Here is a 12770-nt window from a genome sequence, read left to right on the forward strand (position 1 = left end):
GTTCAGTCGTCAAACGAGAAGCGGCGCGCCAGCAGCATCAGCGCCTGTTCCAGCAGCAGGCCCACCACGCCGATCACGAAGATGGCGATGATGATGTGCTGCACATTCAGGTTGTTCCATTCGTCCCAGACCCAGAAGCCGATGCCGACGCCGCCGGTCAGCATCTCGGCCGCCACGATCACCAGCCAGGCCGTGCCCACGCTCAGGCGCACGCCGGTCAGCATGTAGGGCAGCACCGAGGGGAACAGGATCTTCGTCAGCACCTTCCACTCGCTCAGGTTCAGCACCTTGGCGACGTTCAGGTAGTCCTGCGGCACGCGCTGCACGCCCACCGCGGTGTTCACCACCATCGGCCAGATCGAGCAGATGAAGATCGTCCAGATGGCGGCCGGGTTGGCGCTCTTGAACACCAGCAGGCCGATCGGCAGCCAGGCCAGCGGCGACACCGGCTTGAGCAGGCTGATCAGCGGCGACACCATGCGGTTGATGAAGGTGAAGCGCCCGATGATGAAGCCCAGCGGAATGCCCACCAGCGCCGCCAGACCGAAGCCCACCGCCACCCGCTCCAGCGAGAACAGGATGTTCCAGCCGATGCCCTGGTCGTTCGGCCCGTTGCGGTAGAACGGATCGGCGAACAGCTTGACGGCGGCTTCCCAGGTTTGCATCGGCGTCGGGATGCCGCTGCCCGACTTGATCGTCAGCAGCGCCCAGATGCCGATCATCAGGCCCAGGCCCAGCACCGGTGGCAGCACCTGCAGCCACAGGCCGCGCCAGTCGAAGGGGCTGCGGGCGGGCTTCGGTGGCGCCACGACGGCAGCGACAACGGCAGGCGCAACGGCTGGTGCGTCAGTGCCCGCAGGCGCCGAGGCGGTGGGTGTCGGGTTCATCGGGCTGTGAAAAACGGCGCTGACCATGGTGGGCTCCAGTGCGTGGCAACAGGTGAGGGCGGCGGCAACAGACGCCGTCCGGAGGTGATCAAGGTCAGGCGCGCACGGCGAAGCTGTCGGCGTACTTCTTCGGATCCTTGCCGTCCCAGACCACGCCGTCCATCAGCTTGCTGGTGCGCATCACGTCCTTGGGCACGCTGATCTTCAGGGCCGAGGCGGCCTGCTTGTAGATGTCGATCTGGTTGATCTGCTTGGCCACGCCCAGGTAGTCCGGGTGATCCTTCAGCAAGCCCCAGCGCTTGTGCTGGGTGAGGAACCACATGCCGTCGCTGAGGTACGGGAAGGTCACCGCGCCGTCGTTGAAGAACTTCATGTGGTTGGGGTCGTCCCAGGTCTTGCCCAGGCCGTTCTGGTAGCGGCCCAGGATGCGCTGGTTGATCGCGTCGACGCTGGTATTGACGTAGGCCTTGTCGGCGATCGTCTCGGCCATCTTGTTCTTGTTCGACAGGTTGGCGTCGATCCACCGGCCGGCTTCCAGCACGGCCATCACCACGGCGCGGGCGGTGTTCGGGTATTTCTTGACGAAGTCGCCCGTGGTGCCCAGCACCTTCTCGGGGTGGTCCTTCCAGATGTCCTGGGTGGTGGCGGCCGTGATGCCGATGTTGTCGATGATGGCGCGGTGGTTCCAGGGCTCACCCACGCAGTAGCCGTCCATGTTGCCCACGCGCATGTTGGCCACCATCTGCGGCGGCGGCACGGTGATGACCTTGGCGTCCTTCATCGGGTTCACGCCCGCGGCGGCCATCCAGTAGTACAGCCACATCGCGTGGGTGCCGGTCGGGAAGGTCTGGGCGAAGGTGTATTCGCGCTTGTCCTTGGCCATCACCTTGGCCAGCGACGGGCCGTCCACCGCGCCAGCGTCGGCCAGCTTCCTGGAGAGCGTGATGGCCTGGCCGTTGTTGTTCAGGGTCATCAGCACGGCCATGTCCTTCTTCGGACCGCTCACGCCGAGGTGCACGCCGTAGATCAGGCCGTACAACACATGCGCCATGTCGAGCTCGCCGTTGACCAGCTTGTCGCGCACGCCGGCCCAGGAGGCTTCCTTGGTCGGGATGATCTTGATGCCGTACTTCTTGTCGAAGCCCAGCACCGAGGCCATCACCACGCTGGCGCAGTCGGTCAGCGGGATGAAGCCGATCCGCACTTCTTCCTTCTCGGGCTTGTCCGAGCCCTGGGCCCAGGCACCACCCGGCAGCAAACCGGCGCCGGCCACGGCCGCACCGGCGGCCTGCAGCACGAGGCGGCGGCTGAGATCGGGGGCGGTGCTCGCGGTCACATCACGCGAAGACGGCGCGGCGTTGTCGGGGGAATGCATGGGGCAAGTCCTTCGTGCTGGATGAAAGTGAGACGGCAAAAAAGAAGGCGCCCGACAACCCGACGCTGAAGCCGGGTCGGTCGGACGCCTTTGTCCAAATCCGCTTGGTAATACAACTTGATCGTGCAGCCCACCGTTGGACTGCAGGCATGCACATGCAAACGGTGTGCCAAGCGGGTTTTGCCGGCTCACCCTCCTTGCGAAGGGCTGACCGATGAGGGGTTGCACCAGTGCTGTGCCCAGAGGGCGGCACTTGATGGTGCGGCGCACCATCAGGGCGCTGCGCCACCAGGGTAATGCGTGGCCCGGCCGGAGCCGGGCTCAGGGCTGCCGGCTCAGTTGGCGGCGTAGAACACGTAGTCGGCCTGGTAGGCCACCACGCGGCGCTGGCCGAGCTTGTCGCTGCTGCAAGCTTCAGCCGGGGCGACGCCGCCCTTGGTGTTCAGGCGCTGGATGTAGCTCACGCCCTGCATGGCGCCCATGCCGGTGGCCGGGTCGGCCTTCACCAGCTGCAACGGGATGCTGCCGGCCATGGCCGGGGCCACGGCGACTTGCTTGCCGGTGACCTTCGAGCCGTCCATCGATTCCCAGGTCGGGCCGGCGTAGTACTTGCCGACGGCCTTGCCGCCCGCGTCCGTCAGGCCGGCCACCGGGCCCACGAAGGCCCATTCCATCGCGCTCGGCATGTCTTTCTTGGCGCGGCACTCATAGGTCAGCTCGCCCTTGCCGACGGTGAACATGGTCTGGCGCTGGCCGGCCGGCACGCGCACGGCTTCAGGCAGGCTGGCGTTGTCGATCTTCGGCGCCATGGCGGCCGGGGCCATGCTGCCGCAGGCGCTCAGCACGGCGGCGGAGGCGATCAGGGTGATCAGGGTGGCGGCGCGAACGAGAGGGTGGCGGTTCATGGCGGATCCTTTTTGACGATGTGGGCTGCGAAAAAAATAGAGGTGCCACTCGGGGCACCTCTACTTGTACGCAGCCGTTGCCAGAACGGATGCAGGCCGATGCCAGAAACTTTCAGGTTTCCAGTTTGCCCACCGAAATGATCGGGCCGGTGGGGGCGCCTGTGGGCGAGCCACCGTCGGGCTCGACGCTCACGGCAAACGCGGCGGTGTCTTTCAGCAGCTTGGCCCGCAGCACCTGGGTGCTGTGGTCACCGGCCACCAGGCCGAGCGAACGCGGCGCGCCCTGTGCCGGCACGGCCCACAGCTCCAGCGCCCTGCCAGCATCCAGCGGCAGCGCATCCAGCGGCTTCAGCACCAGGGCGCGGCCATCTCCGCTGACGCTGGCGACGAACTTCGCCTTCGACAGCAGCGCAGGCCCGGCCGCCGCGGCTTCATTGGGCGACATGACGATCACCACGGGCGACTGCGCCGGCGGCGGAATGCTCAAGGCCACGCCCATCACCAGGGCCGCAGCGGTGGCAACACCAGTGGCGGCGCGCCAGGGCAACAGCCGTTGCCACCACGACAGCGGGGCTTCTGCCGCGCCGAAGAGGCGGGTTTCCAGGCGCGTCCACACAGCCGCGGTGGGGGCGACCGGCGGCACCGTGCTGGCCAGCGGCACCAGCGCGTCCTGCCAGCGGTTGACCGCCTGGCGCAGCGACGGATGGGCGGGCAGCAGGGTTTCGAGACGGCGGCGAGCGGCGCCACGCAGGGTGCCCAGCACATAGTTGGCGGCCAGGCGATCAGCGAGGCGGGGGCGTGAATAGTCCATGTCAGCTCTCCAGCGCCTGAAGGGCGCCAGCGCGCTCCAGGCAGGTCCGCAGCGCCTGCAAACCGCGGCGCACCCAGCTCTTCACCGAACCCAGCGGCTGCTTCAGGTGCTCGGCCACCTCGGCATGGCTCAGGCCCTGGTAGAAGGCCAGCGCCAGGCTTTGCTGCTGCTCGCCGCTCAAGCCGCCCATGCACACCTTGATGGCGCGCGCCTGCACCGCCTGCCCGAGCAGGTCCATCGGTCCATCGTTGTCACTGGCCATCTGGTCAAGCATGTCGTCGTCCTGGTCCTCGGCGCCTGGTCGGCTGGTGACCCAAGTGGGTTCGGTCTGTTTGCGTCGCAGGCTGTCGATCGCCCGATTCCGGGCAATGCTCGTCAGCCACGTCATGGCCTGGGCGCGCTGCGCGTCAAAACCGCCGGCAGCCCCCCAGACCTTCACAAACACTTCCTGCAACAGGTCTTCCGCCTGTGCCCGGTCCTTGTTGATACGCAGGATGACGCCCAGCAGATGCGGTGCGGTCAGGTCATAAAGCGTGCGAAATGCCGCGCGATCACCCATCGCCACCCGGGCGAGGGTGCTGGCCAGCAGTTGCGCGCGGTCCTGGGCGGGCGGCGCGGTGGCTGAAGCGTTGGCCGAAGAGGGAGCGTTCAGGGCCATGATGCTCGAGGCAAAGAGGGTCCAGGCGGGATGGCCGTGCCTCCGTGTGGGGGGAGACCGACTGATTCTAGGGTGCGTCCGTACAATCGCGCCTTATGTCTCGTCCGCAAGAATTCATCCTCACCCTGTCGTGCCGCGACACCAAGGGCATCGTTCACAACGTCTCGGGCCTGCTCTACCAGGCCGGCTGCAACATCATCGATTCGCAGCAGTTCGGCGACGTGCTGGGCGAGGGCGCCACCGGCCTGTTCTTCATGCGGGTCCACTTCGAGGCCCCCACCCACCTGGCCGACGTGGCCACGCTGGACCGCCTGTTCGGCCACGTGCGCGAGCAGTTCCAGATGAGCGCCACCATCCATGCCGTGGACGCCCGCCCGAAGGTGCTGCTGATGGTCAGCCAGCATGGCCACTGCCTGAATGACCTGCTGTTCCGCTGGAAAAGCGGCCAGCTGCCGGTCGACATCCCGGCCATCGTCTCGAACCACACCACCTTCAAGTCGCTGGTCGAAAGCTACGGCATCGCCTTCCATCACCTGCCGCTGGTGGGTGGCTCGGACGCCGCCACCAAGCGCGCGCAGGAGCAGCAGATCGAGGCGATCGTCGAGCAGCAGGGCATCGACCTGGTGGTGCTGGCGCGCTACATGCAGATCCTGTCGCCCGAGTTCTGCGCTGCGCTGCGGGGCCGTGCCATCAACATCCACCACAGCTTCCTGCCCAGCTTCAAGGGCGCGAAGCCGTACTTCCAGGCCCATGCGCGCGGCGTGAAGCTGATCGGCGCCACGGCCCACTACGTCACGCCCGATCTGGATGAAGGTCCGATCATCGAGCAGGACGTCGAGCGCGTGGACCACTCGCTGTCGGGCGAAGACCTGACGGCCGTGGGCCGCGATGTGGAGTGCGTGGTGCTGGCCCGCGCGGTGCGCTGGCACGTCGAGCGCCGCGTGCTGATGAACGGTCACAAGACGGTCGTGTTCCGCTGACACCCTTCAGTTCCTGCCCCTGCCCCCGCGTCCGAGAGGCTGCCCATGACCCGTGCCAAGAAGGTTCAGACTGCCGCGCTGATGGCGTCGCCCGAAGACGTCGAGCAGCAGTTCTACGAGGCCCTGCGTGAAGCCGACCTCGACAAGCTGATGGCCGTCTGGGCGGACGACGAAGAGGTGATCTGCGTGCACCCGGGCGGGCCGCGCATGGTGGGCCAGGCGGCGGTGCGGGCGGCCTTTGAAGCCGTGTTCAGCAACGGCGCCGTGCATGTCGAGCCCGGCAATGTGCGCCGCGTGCACAGCCTGGGCTGCGCCATGCACAGCGTGGTTGAAAAGGTGCAGCTGGCCACCGCCGAAGGTGCACGCACCGGCTATGTGATGGCCACCAACGTCTATCTGAAAACCGCGCACGGCTGGCGCATGGTGGCGCACCATGCCAGCCCCGGCACGCCGAACGAGCCGCCCGAGGTGATCGAAACCCCGGCGGTGCTGCACTGACCACCGCCACGCCGTTCGTTCAGCCGATGCAGCCGATGCAGCATTTCCGCGCGCCCGCGTGGCTGCCCACCGGCCACGTGCAGACCATCTGGCCGGCCTTGATGGGCCGCCGCACCCGCGGGCCCACGCCGGTGTTCCTGCGCGAGCGCTGGCACACGCCGGACGGCGATTTCATCGACGTCGACCTGCGCCCCGCACCTGATGCCAACGCGCCGTGGCTGGTGATGTTCCACGGGCTGGAAGGCTCGTCGGCCAGCCACTACTCGCAAGCCTTTGCCGAGCAGGCGCAGTCCCTGGGCTGGTCGTTCGCGATTCCGCATTTCCGCGGCTGCTCGGGTGAGCTGAACCTGGCGCCGCGGGCTTATCACTCGGGCGACTTCGAGGAAATCGGCTGGATATTGACCCGGCTGCGCGCACGCACCCGGCAGCCGCTGATGGCGGCCGGTGTATCGCTGGGCGGCAATGCGCTGCTGCGGTGGGCCCAGGAGGCCGGCGACAGCGCCGCCGCCGTGGCGAGCGGTGTGGCCGCCATCTGCTCACCCATCGACCTGGCGCGCAGCGGCGAGGCCATCGGCCGCGGCTTCAGCCGGCAGATCTACACCCGCATGTTCCTGCGCAGCATGAAGCCCAAGGCGCTGGCCAAGCTGGACCAGCACCCGGGCCTGTTCTCGCGCGAGCGCCTGATGGCGGCGCAAGACCTCTACGAGTTCGACAACATCTTCACCGCACCGCTGCACGGCTTTCGCGACACGGAAGACTACTGGGCGCGAGCGTCAGCCAAGCCGCATCTGGCCAGCCTGCGCATTCCGGGGCTGGTGCTGAATGCGCTGAACGACCCCTTCGTGCCCGCCAGCAGCTTGCCCGTGCAGAGCGACGTGGGCAGCCATGTGACGCTGTGGCAGCCGCCGCACGGCGGGCATGTGGGCTTTCCGGCCGGACGTTTCCCGGGGCATGTGTGGCACATGCCGCAGGCGGTGTGCCACTGGTTGAGCGAGGCAGCGCATGGATGACATCGTCAAGGCCGCGATGGCCAAATGGCCGCAGGTGCCGGCTTGCTACAACTGGCTGGGGCTGGATGCACGCGGTGAATGGTTCATGCGCGACGACCCCACGCAGGCAGCCGGGCCCTTTCCGCACCCCAAGGGCAGCCAGGTGCTGCATGTGCAGCTGCGCGCCTTCATCGAGCGCAATTGCGCGTCGGACGAGCGCGGCTGCTGGTACTTCCAGAATGGCCCGCAGCGCGTGTTCATCGAGCTCGAAGCGGCACCGCGGGTCTGGCGCCTGAATGCGCCGATTGGCGGGGCGGTAGTGCCCGAGCTGCTGTCGGCGGCGGGTGAGCCGGCGCAGGTGGTGGCCACCTGGCTCGACGAGCACGGGCGCTTATTTCTAGATACCAACATCGGCTTCGGCCTGGTGCACACGCTCGACATGGGCCTGGCGGCCGACGCCATCGAAACCGGTGCCTGGCCCGAGCCGCATGAATTGGCCTTTGCTGACATGCCCGCCCGGTTTGGCTACGTGCTGAGCCCGCAGGCGCTGGCGCGCTGACTTGGCGCACTGAGGCTGCGCCCACGCATCAGCAGCTCCAGGCAGGCAACAAAAAAGCCACCCGAGGGTGGCTTCTTCTTGGCAGGGCGCCGCGCATCAAGCGCAGGCAGCCTTGCAAGCGCTTACTGTGCTGCGCTGGCAGCAGCAGCCGGGGCCTTGGGTTCGTCGAACTTGGCACCGCCCTTGTTGGCCATGTAGACCACCGCGCGGCCGACTTCAACGTCGGAGTATTCGCCGCCGCCCTGGGCTGCCATGTTGCCCTTGCCCTTCAGGGCCGAGGTCAGCAGCTTTTCGTAGCCTTGGCCCAGACGCGGGCCCCAGGCGCCGGCATCACCCAGCTTCGGGGCGCCCATGGCACCTGCGGTGTGGCAAGCCGAGCATTGCGCGGTGAACACTTCTTCGCCAGCGCGCAGCACGGCGGCAGCGCCTGCCGGCTTCAGCTCGATCCGGCCAACCGGCTGGATGCGGGCTGCCGTGGCTTCGGCTTCGAGGGCCTCGGTGCCAGCGGCCTTCTTCGGGCTGAGCGACACGTAGTTGATCAGCAGGATGATGGCCAGAATCGGCACCACAAACGAGGCGACCACGGTCGCAATCAGTTGCTTGGGCGTCTTGATCGGCCCTTCGTGCGGGGCGTCGTGTGCTTGATCGTGAGCGTCGCTCATGGAATCCTCGGTCGCTGGGCATGAGGCCGGGGCACCCAATGCACCCCGTACAGCCGCCGGATTATATGCAGCAGCCAGCGCCTCGGGGCATCAGCGGGTGAGCTGAATGTCACGTTGGCGCCGCAGCCGGGCAAAGAAGCCACGGACCCGCCTGCTAGAATCCTGCCTTTCCATGCTGCGCCCGTAGCTCAATGGATAGAGTACTGGCCTCCGAAGCCAGGGGTTGCTGGTTCGATCCCAGCCGGGCGCACCATTCAGATGGCCCAGCAGCGCATCCTTCGAATTTGACAAGTTCACCAATACGTGGCGGTTTTGCCAGCTGTTGGTTGTTGTCAAAATTCGCCACATGTTGGTTGTGACCTAGGCGAATGCAGAGGCAACTTGCTCCAGTCAGAGCGTGCCGCACCAGAGGCTCGGTATGCGCTTGGTACCGCGCGCGTCGCGCTGCGTACATGTTTGGCATTGCTTGCTAGTCTGCTCAACGCAGTGAGTCTGTTGCGCCTGTGACAGCGTTTCGGCAGTGAGTGTCGACAGGTTCTCTAACCTTCGTGGCTGGACATGCCGCAATCGTCAAGCACCGCTTCGCAGCAAGAGGGCTCTACCAAGGATGCCGTCCCAGTGTCTACATACGGACACGAGCAGTCGTCCCCGAACGAGCGCAAACTAGGGCTCATCAGCGCCCAAAGCGTCTATCCGGCTGCGCACAGCACCGTCACCCGCCTTCAACTAGTGGGTGTAATCATGGTTGTAGCTGCGTCGGCGTGATCCTCTAAGACGGTTGCGGAGACCGATGCGTCCGAGGTCTTCGCAAACTATCCAAGTGAATTTGGACCAAAAGCTGATGGGTCGCCGCCGAACCGCTGGCTCAAAAGGTCATGCTGCCAATTTGGGCTTGGGTATCAACTCTTCGGCGATCGACAAGTCGCGACTGAAAAACATAACTTCGCTGCCCAGATAGCGCTTCTGTGCCGTGTAGTGCAGTGAGTAGCTCATGCCCTCGCTCATCGAATACATCTCGCAGATCTCGTCAGCGTTGTCGTAGGAGACGACCCAAGGCCGCTTGAAGCGCCTTGACTGCAAGAGCTTGGCGATGGCGAGATGGTCCTCGTGCTTGTAGAAGTTGCGATAAAGGCCCCGCCCCTTCACGTAGTAGGGCGGGTCGAGGTAGACGAGAGAGCTTTTCGGAAGAAACTCATGGCAGCGCGATAGCAACCCATGTGCATCCTCACAGTAAACCGTGATGTCGTCGGCGCGCTGCGCGATGCGCTCGATGCGAGCGGATAGCGTAGTCTTGTCCAGCCGAGCGTCGAGCTTGTAGGGCCCGCTCTGATCAAGCCCTCCGATCACGCCGCCCTTCAGGATGCCGGAGCGGTTCGTCCTGTTCATGAATAGCGTGGCGAACCCCCGCTCCACTAAGGTCGCGGGCGCGGCTTCGCGCAGGACGTCGCGCCATCGCAGCCATTGCTCGATCGTAGTCGGCGTGTCGCGCAAAAGCCGGAGTAGCTCTTCCGGATGACGGGTCACGCAAACCCAGAACGCGTTGAGGGCTGGGTCGAGGTCGTTGATATGGACGTGGCTGGCGTGCCCATGAAAAAGCAGTTCCAGCGCGACGCCGGCTCCCCCCGCGTAGGGCTCCAAATAGTGGCCACCATGCAAGCCGCTAGCGTTCATCGTCTCGGCAATGAACGGAGCGAAGCGGGCTTTGCCGCCGGGGTAACGCAGTGGGGTATAGAGCTTGTTCGAATACATTGGGTAAGCCGGTCGACTGCGTCCGCGGAGAGGCTCGGAGCAATGCTACGCGATCGTCGGCAAGCCATGCTGCCGATTGATGTTGTTGATCTTCTCGACGAACGCCGTTCGGAACGCTTCGCGCAGGCCGGAATGCTCACAGTAGTAGGTGACGTATTTCTTGAATGCCGCCTTGTCGGAGTCGGCCCAAGCCTTACATCGCACGATGGGCGTTTTTTCGGGGTTGGCCACGTCGGGCCTTGAGAGCGATTTGATGTCGGCGGCCTTGAAGTCCGCGAGAAACGCATCCCGCTCCCGCCCGAACTTTGCGAAGAATTCGTCGCCGTTGTCGAGCCCGATGATGAAAACGACCATGCGACGCTCGATGGCGAGAGAGTCCGGATCTGGAAGCACCAGATAGAGATCGGGATTGGTGACCTTCGCGAGCTCGGACTTCCCCACGTCGGCGTCGAACAGTGCGAGCGAGCCTTCCAACAGCAGTGGATATTCCACGCACAGCTTCCTCAACGCCGGCCAGCTCGTTCCGACCTTGCCGCCTTCTGGGTCCATTGAGGAGTGGAACTCCACGGCGGCCAAGACATCTTGCGACTTGACCAGCCGCTTGGCGAAGTGGATCGCGTGCTCGTCTTCGCAGAACACCCTAACCTTGCGCGCCGCAGCCACCTTCGCGGGGCTCGACAGCGTGAGCTCCTTGTAGGCGAGCTCGTAAGCGGGATTTTGAAGAATGGGGAAGTTGTCACCTCGCGCGCTGGACTTGCTGACGAAGTTGATCACGATGCGTCCGGCTGCTAAGTTCGCCGAGTGCGTGAGATACAGGTCCTGGATCAGGTGCAGCGAGTGCGTCGAGATGACGATTTGCACCTTGTATCTAATGCTCCAACGATAGAGGTAGTCGAACAGCCTCAACTGAGCCACGGGATGCAAGCTGCTCTCGAACTCGTCGATGCACAGGATGCCGTTGCCAGTCGTTTGCCCCGCAGCGAATGCGCGTTGGAATCCGACCAAGCGGTTGAAGATCGCGCCGAGGTTGTCCTCGCCGGATGAGATCGAGTGCCAGTCATAGCGCGCAGTGGCGCCTGTGAGCGCGAAGGTGCTCTTGACCTTCTTCTGGTGTACGGGGACGAAGGCCTCGTAATCCGAGCTCGGGAAGATCCGCTCGTAGAAATCCTTTAGGTCGGCAGCCTCCGAGTCGGAAAGGCGGATGGTTCGGTCCGTCGTCGGAGCGGCCTTTGTGTCGACCAGCGGGAACAGTCGTTTGAGATTCAGGAACGAGGTGTTGTAGACGAAATTTCCGTCACCCTTCTCAGAGCCTGACACCACGATGCGGTGGCGATTGGTGTTGTCCTTGACCCGATAGATCGAAACTGGCTCGGCCAAGACGTCGTCCGAGCCGGTGCGGAGCGTCATGTCATAGAGGTAATCGTCAGTGTCGAACTCGGGTGAGAGCTTGAAGACTTCCTGCAGCGGCGTTTTGAGATCCGTCCCGAAGGCGTCCGTCGCATCGCTCGAAAATGGATGCGCGAGCAGCCCCATCAGCGACGTCTTCATCGTCCCGTTTCGTCCGGAAAGCACCGTGACGTGTTCGCCGAGGATCAGCGATTGCTCCTTGAGCGATCGGAAGCTTTTGATCCGGATGCCAAGGATCGACTGGATGGCGATGTCCTTGTTGTTCGAAAGTCCGAGTTCGGCCTTTCGCCTTCCTTCGGGGAGGTTGTCCATCGGGCGTGGCTCTCATGCGTTTGGTTGTCGCGCGCCGCTCTCTCCCAGGCGCGCCGTCGCTTCATTCTCGCAGAGTGTCGCCTCGCACCTCACCGATGCGACGGTCGATCAACACGGACCTTGCGCGAAAGGCCGCGCAAGGCCGAATGCCTCTTCGTAGAGCGGCGGCTTTCAGGCTTCGATCCCGCGATCGGCCAAGACCGCAACGGGTCGAATCGAGCCAGTCACTTTCGGGGAAAGCAGCCAGTCACGGAGCGCGATCAGATCATTCCTGCGCAAAGGGTCGAAAACCTAGGTGAAGCGGCCCTTCTTTCTCTCCATCCTTGAATTCCGGGACTCAGCCTCAGGCGCCATACAGGTGCTGGGACTGACCGCCTGCAGACAGTCTGAAGCCGCCTGCAAAAATTGCCTGGCAGCCATGCATCGTTAGTAGCCAATTGGTTCTGGGCGGCAATTCCAGCTAAGCGCCACCAAGCCGACGTTCAGTCTCGCGGGCAGTGCGTTTGCGAGCGTGGGCAATGCATCGGTCAGCTGATCCACGCGATGTGACATCGCTGCCTCTCAGCGTGAACGACCTGCCCGCCATTTCGCGTTAGGCTCGACCCGGCCCGGAGCGGAGAATCGGTGGATGTATGAGCCGCCTCACGGATTTGTTCAGTTGGTCAACCGGAGGTCTACCTGCCTGCCGAAGGGTGGGCAGCAGGCTCACGCGCTCGGCAGGATCCCAACGTCGCGCCGACGCCTAAGCTCTGCAATGGCTGCGTTGGCCTCCGTGAGGCGCGCCTGGAGATCCACATTCCCAGTCCGCCAATAGCTAACACGGCGTACAAATTCTTTGATCTGCTTCGAGAATTCGTCAGTGAAGCGCCCCGGGTTTTCAGGAGGCTCCAACTCTTGAGAAGATGGAGCCATGAACAAGTCGAACAAGTTCTCACCTGAGGTCCGCGAGCGCGCTGTGCGCTTGGTGCAGGAGCATCG

Annotated in this window: 13 protein-coding genes and 1 tRNA gene; 5 read left to right on the top strand and 9 right to left on the bottom strand. The window is 64.5% G+C overall.

Features of this window, described 5'->3' with window-relative positions; all coding sequences use genetic code 11:
* Positions 1-2 precede the first annotated feature (2 nt).
* From ntrB to AACH00_RS18690, 5 genes are all read right to left on the bottom strand, one after another.
* Positions 3-914, bottom strand: coding sequence for a nitrate ABC transporter permease (gene ntrB / locus AACH00_RS18670; protein WP_341400695.1), 912 nt, complete (start codon positions 912-914; stop codon positions 3-5).
* 67 nt (positions 915-981) lie between these two features.
* The gene (locus AACH00_RS18675; protein ID WP_341400696.1) at positions 982-2262 is read right to left on the bottom strand and encodes a CmpA/NrtA family ABC transporter substrate-binding protein; all 1281 of its coding nucleotides are present in this window, start codon (positions 2260-2262) and stop codon (positions 982-984) included.
* Positions 2263-2597: 335 nt separating this feature from the next.
* Complete coding sequence (locus AACH00_RS18680) at positions 2598-3167, bottom strand: DUF3455 domain-containing protein (protein ID WP_423221965.1); 570 nt, start codon at positions 3165-3167, stop codon at positions 2598-2600.
* A 112-nt stretch (positions 3168-3279) separates the two neighbouring features.
* Positions 3280-3978 carry an anti-sigma factor gene (locus AACH00_RS18685; RefSeq protein ID WP_341400697.1) on the bottom strand — a complete coding sequence of 233 codons (699 nt, stop codon included), beginning with the start codon at positions 3976-3978 and terminating at the stop codon, positions 3280-3282.
* A gap of 1 nt (position 3979) precedes the next feature.
* Positions 3980-4636, bottom strand: coding sequence for a sigma-70 family RNA polymerase sigma factor (locus tag AACH00_RS18690; protein ID WP_341400698.1), 657 nt, complete (start codon positions 4634-4636; stop codon positions 3980-3982).
* A gap of 95 nt (positions 4637-4731) precedes the next feature.
* On the opposite strand from AACH00_RS18690, the gene purU reads away from it, so the two are divergent.
* Genes purU through AACH00_RS18710 form a run of 4 tightly spaced genes read left to right on the top strand, consistent with a single transcriptional unit; the run spans position 4732 to position 7662 of the window.
* Entirely contained in the window at positions 4732-5616 is an 885-nt protein-coding gene (purU, locus tag AACH00_RS18695) for a formyltetrahydrofolate deformylase (protein ID WP_341400699.1), read from the top strand.
* Between the two features lie 45 nt (positions 5617-5661).
* Positions 5662-6114, top strand: a complete 453-nt coding sequence (locus tag AACH00_RS18700) for a YybH family protein (protein WP_341400700.1) — start codon at positions 5662-5664, stop codon at positions 6112-6114.
* 35 nt (positions 6115-6149) lie between these two features.
* On the top strand, positions 6150-7124 hold the full coding sequence (locus AACH00_RS18705; protein WP_341400701.1) for a YheT family hydrolase: 975 nt from the start codon (positions 6150-6152) through the stop codon (positions 7122-7124).
* Positions 7117-7662: a DUF2946 family protein gene (locus AACH00_RS18710; protein ID WP_341400702.1), complete on the top strand. Its 546-nt coding sequence runs from the start codon at positions 7117-7119 to the stop codon at positions 7660-7662. The genes AACH00_RS18705 and AACH00_RS18710 overlap by 8 nt, the downstream gene beginning before the upstream one ends.
* Before the next feature lie 122 nt (positions 7663-7784).
* Here the strand turns inward: AACH00_RS18710 and AACH00_RS18715 are convergent, their stop codons facing one another.
* Positions 7785-8324 carry a c-type cytochrome gene (locus AACH00_RS18715; protein WP_341400703.1) on the bottom strand — a complete coding sequence of 180 codons (540 nt, stop codon included), beginning with the start codon at positions 8322-8324 and terminating at the stop codon, positions 7785-7787.
* 177 nt (positions 8325-8501) lie between these two features.
* Between AACH00_RS18715 and AACH00_RS18720 the strand changes: the two genes are divergently transcribed.
* Positions 8502-8577 (top strand) — tRNA-Arg (locus tag AACH00_RS18720).
* 620 nt (positions 8578-9197) lie between these two features.
* On the opposite strand, the gene AACH00_RS18725 is transcribed toward AACH00_RS18720, so the two are convergent.
* The 3 genes from AACH00_RS18725 to AACH00_RS18735 all read right to left on the bottom strand — a co-directional run.
* Positions 9198-10073 carry a DNA adenine methylase gene (locus AACH00_RS18725; RefSeq protein WP_341400704.1) on the bottom strand — a complete coding sequence of 292 codons (876 nt, stop codon included), beginning with the start codon at positions 10071-10073 and terminating at the stop codon, positions 9198-9200.
* Between the two features lie 45 nt (positions 10074-10118).
* Complete coding sequence (locus AACH00_RS18730; protein ID WP_341400705.1) at positions 10119-11792, bottom strand: AAA family ATPase; 1674 nt, start codon at positions 11790-11792, stop codon at positions 10119-10121.
* A 705-nt stretch (positions 11793-12497) separates the two neighbouring features.
* The coding region (locus AACH00_RS18735; protein WP_341400706.1) for a hypothetical protein at positions 12498-12770 on the bottom strand (273 nt) is incomplete at its 5' end.

The organism is Ideonella margarita (assembly GCF_038066635.1).
Lineage (GTDB): Bacteria > Pseudomonadota > Gammaproteobacteria > Burkholderiales > Burkholderiaceae_C > Ideonella > Ideonella margarita.

Excerpts from the sequence above, each read along its gene's own strand:
- AACH00_RS18725 (WP_341400704.1), bottom strand. The coding sequence starts at position 10,073 with ATGTATTCGAACAAGCTCTATACCCCACTGCGTTACCCCGGCGGCAAA.
- AACH00_RS18715 (WP_341400703.1), bottom strand. The coding sequence starts at position 8,324 with ATGAGCGACGCTCACGATCAAGCACACGACGCCCCGCACGAAGGGCCG.
- purU (WP_341400699.1), top strand. The coding sequence starts at position 4,732 with ATGTCTCGTCCGCAAGAATTCATCCTCACCCTGTCGTGCCGCGACACC.
- AACH00_RS18690 (WP_341400698.1), bottom strand. The coding sequence starts at position 4,636 with ATGGCCCTGAACGCTCCCTCTTCGGCCAACGCTTCAGCCACCGCGCCG.
- AACH00_RS18675 (WP_341400696.1), bottom strand. The coding sequence starts at position 2,262 with ATGCATTCCCCCGACAACGCCGCGCCGTCTTCGCGTGATGTGACCGCG.
- AACH00_RS18700 (WP_341400700.1), top strand. The coding sequence starts at position 5,662 with ATGACCCGTGCCAAGAAGGTTCAGACTGCCGCGCTGATGGCGTCGCCC.
- AACH00_RS18705 (WP_341400701.1), top strand. The coding sequence starts at position 6,150 with ATGCAGCATTTCCGCGCGCCCGCGTGGCTGCCCACCGGCCACGTGCAG.
- ntrB (WP_341400695.1), bottom strand. The coding sequence starts at position 914 with ATGGTCAGCGCCGTTTTTCACAGCCCGATGAACCCGACACCCACCGCC.
- AACH00_RS18680 (WP_423221965.1), bottom strand. The coding sequence starts at position 3,167 with ATGAACCGCCACCCTCTCGTTCGCGCCGCCACCCTGATCACCCTGATC.
- AACH00_RS18685 (WP_341400697.1), bottom strand. The coding sequence starts at position 3,978 with ATGGACTATTCACGCCCCCGCCTCGCTGATCGCCTGGCCGCCAACTAT.
- AACH00_RS18730 (WP_341400705.1), bottom strand. The coding sequence starts at position 11,792 with ATGGACAACCTCCCCGAAGGAAGGCGAAAGGCCGAACTCGGACTTTCG.
- AACH00_RS18710 (WP_341400702.1), top strand. The coding sequence starts at position 7,117 with ATGGATGACATCGTCAAGGCCGCGATGGCCAAATGGCCGCAGGTGCCG.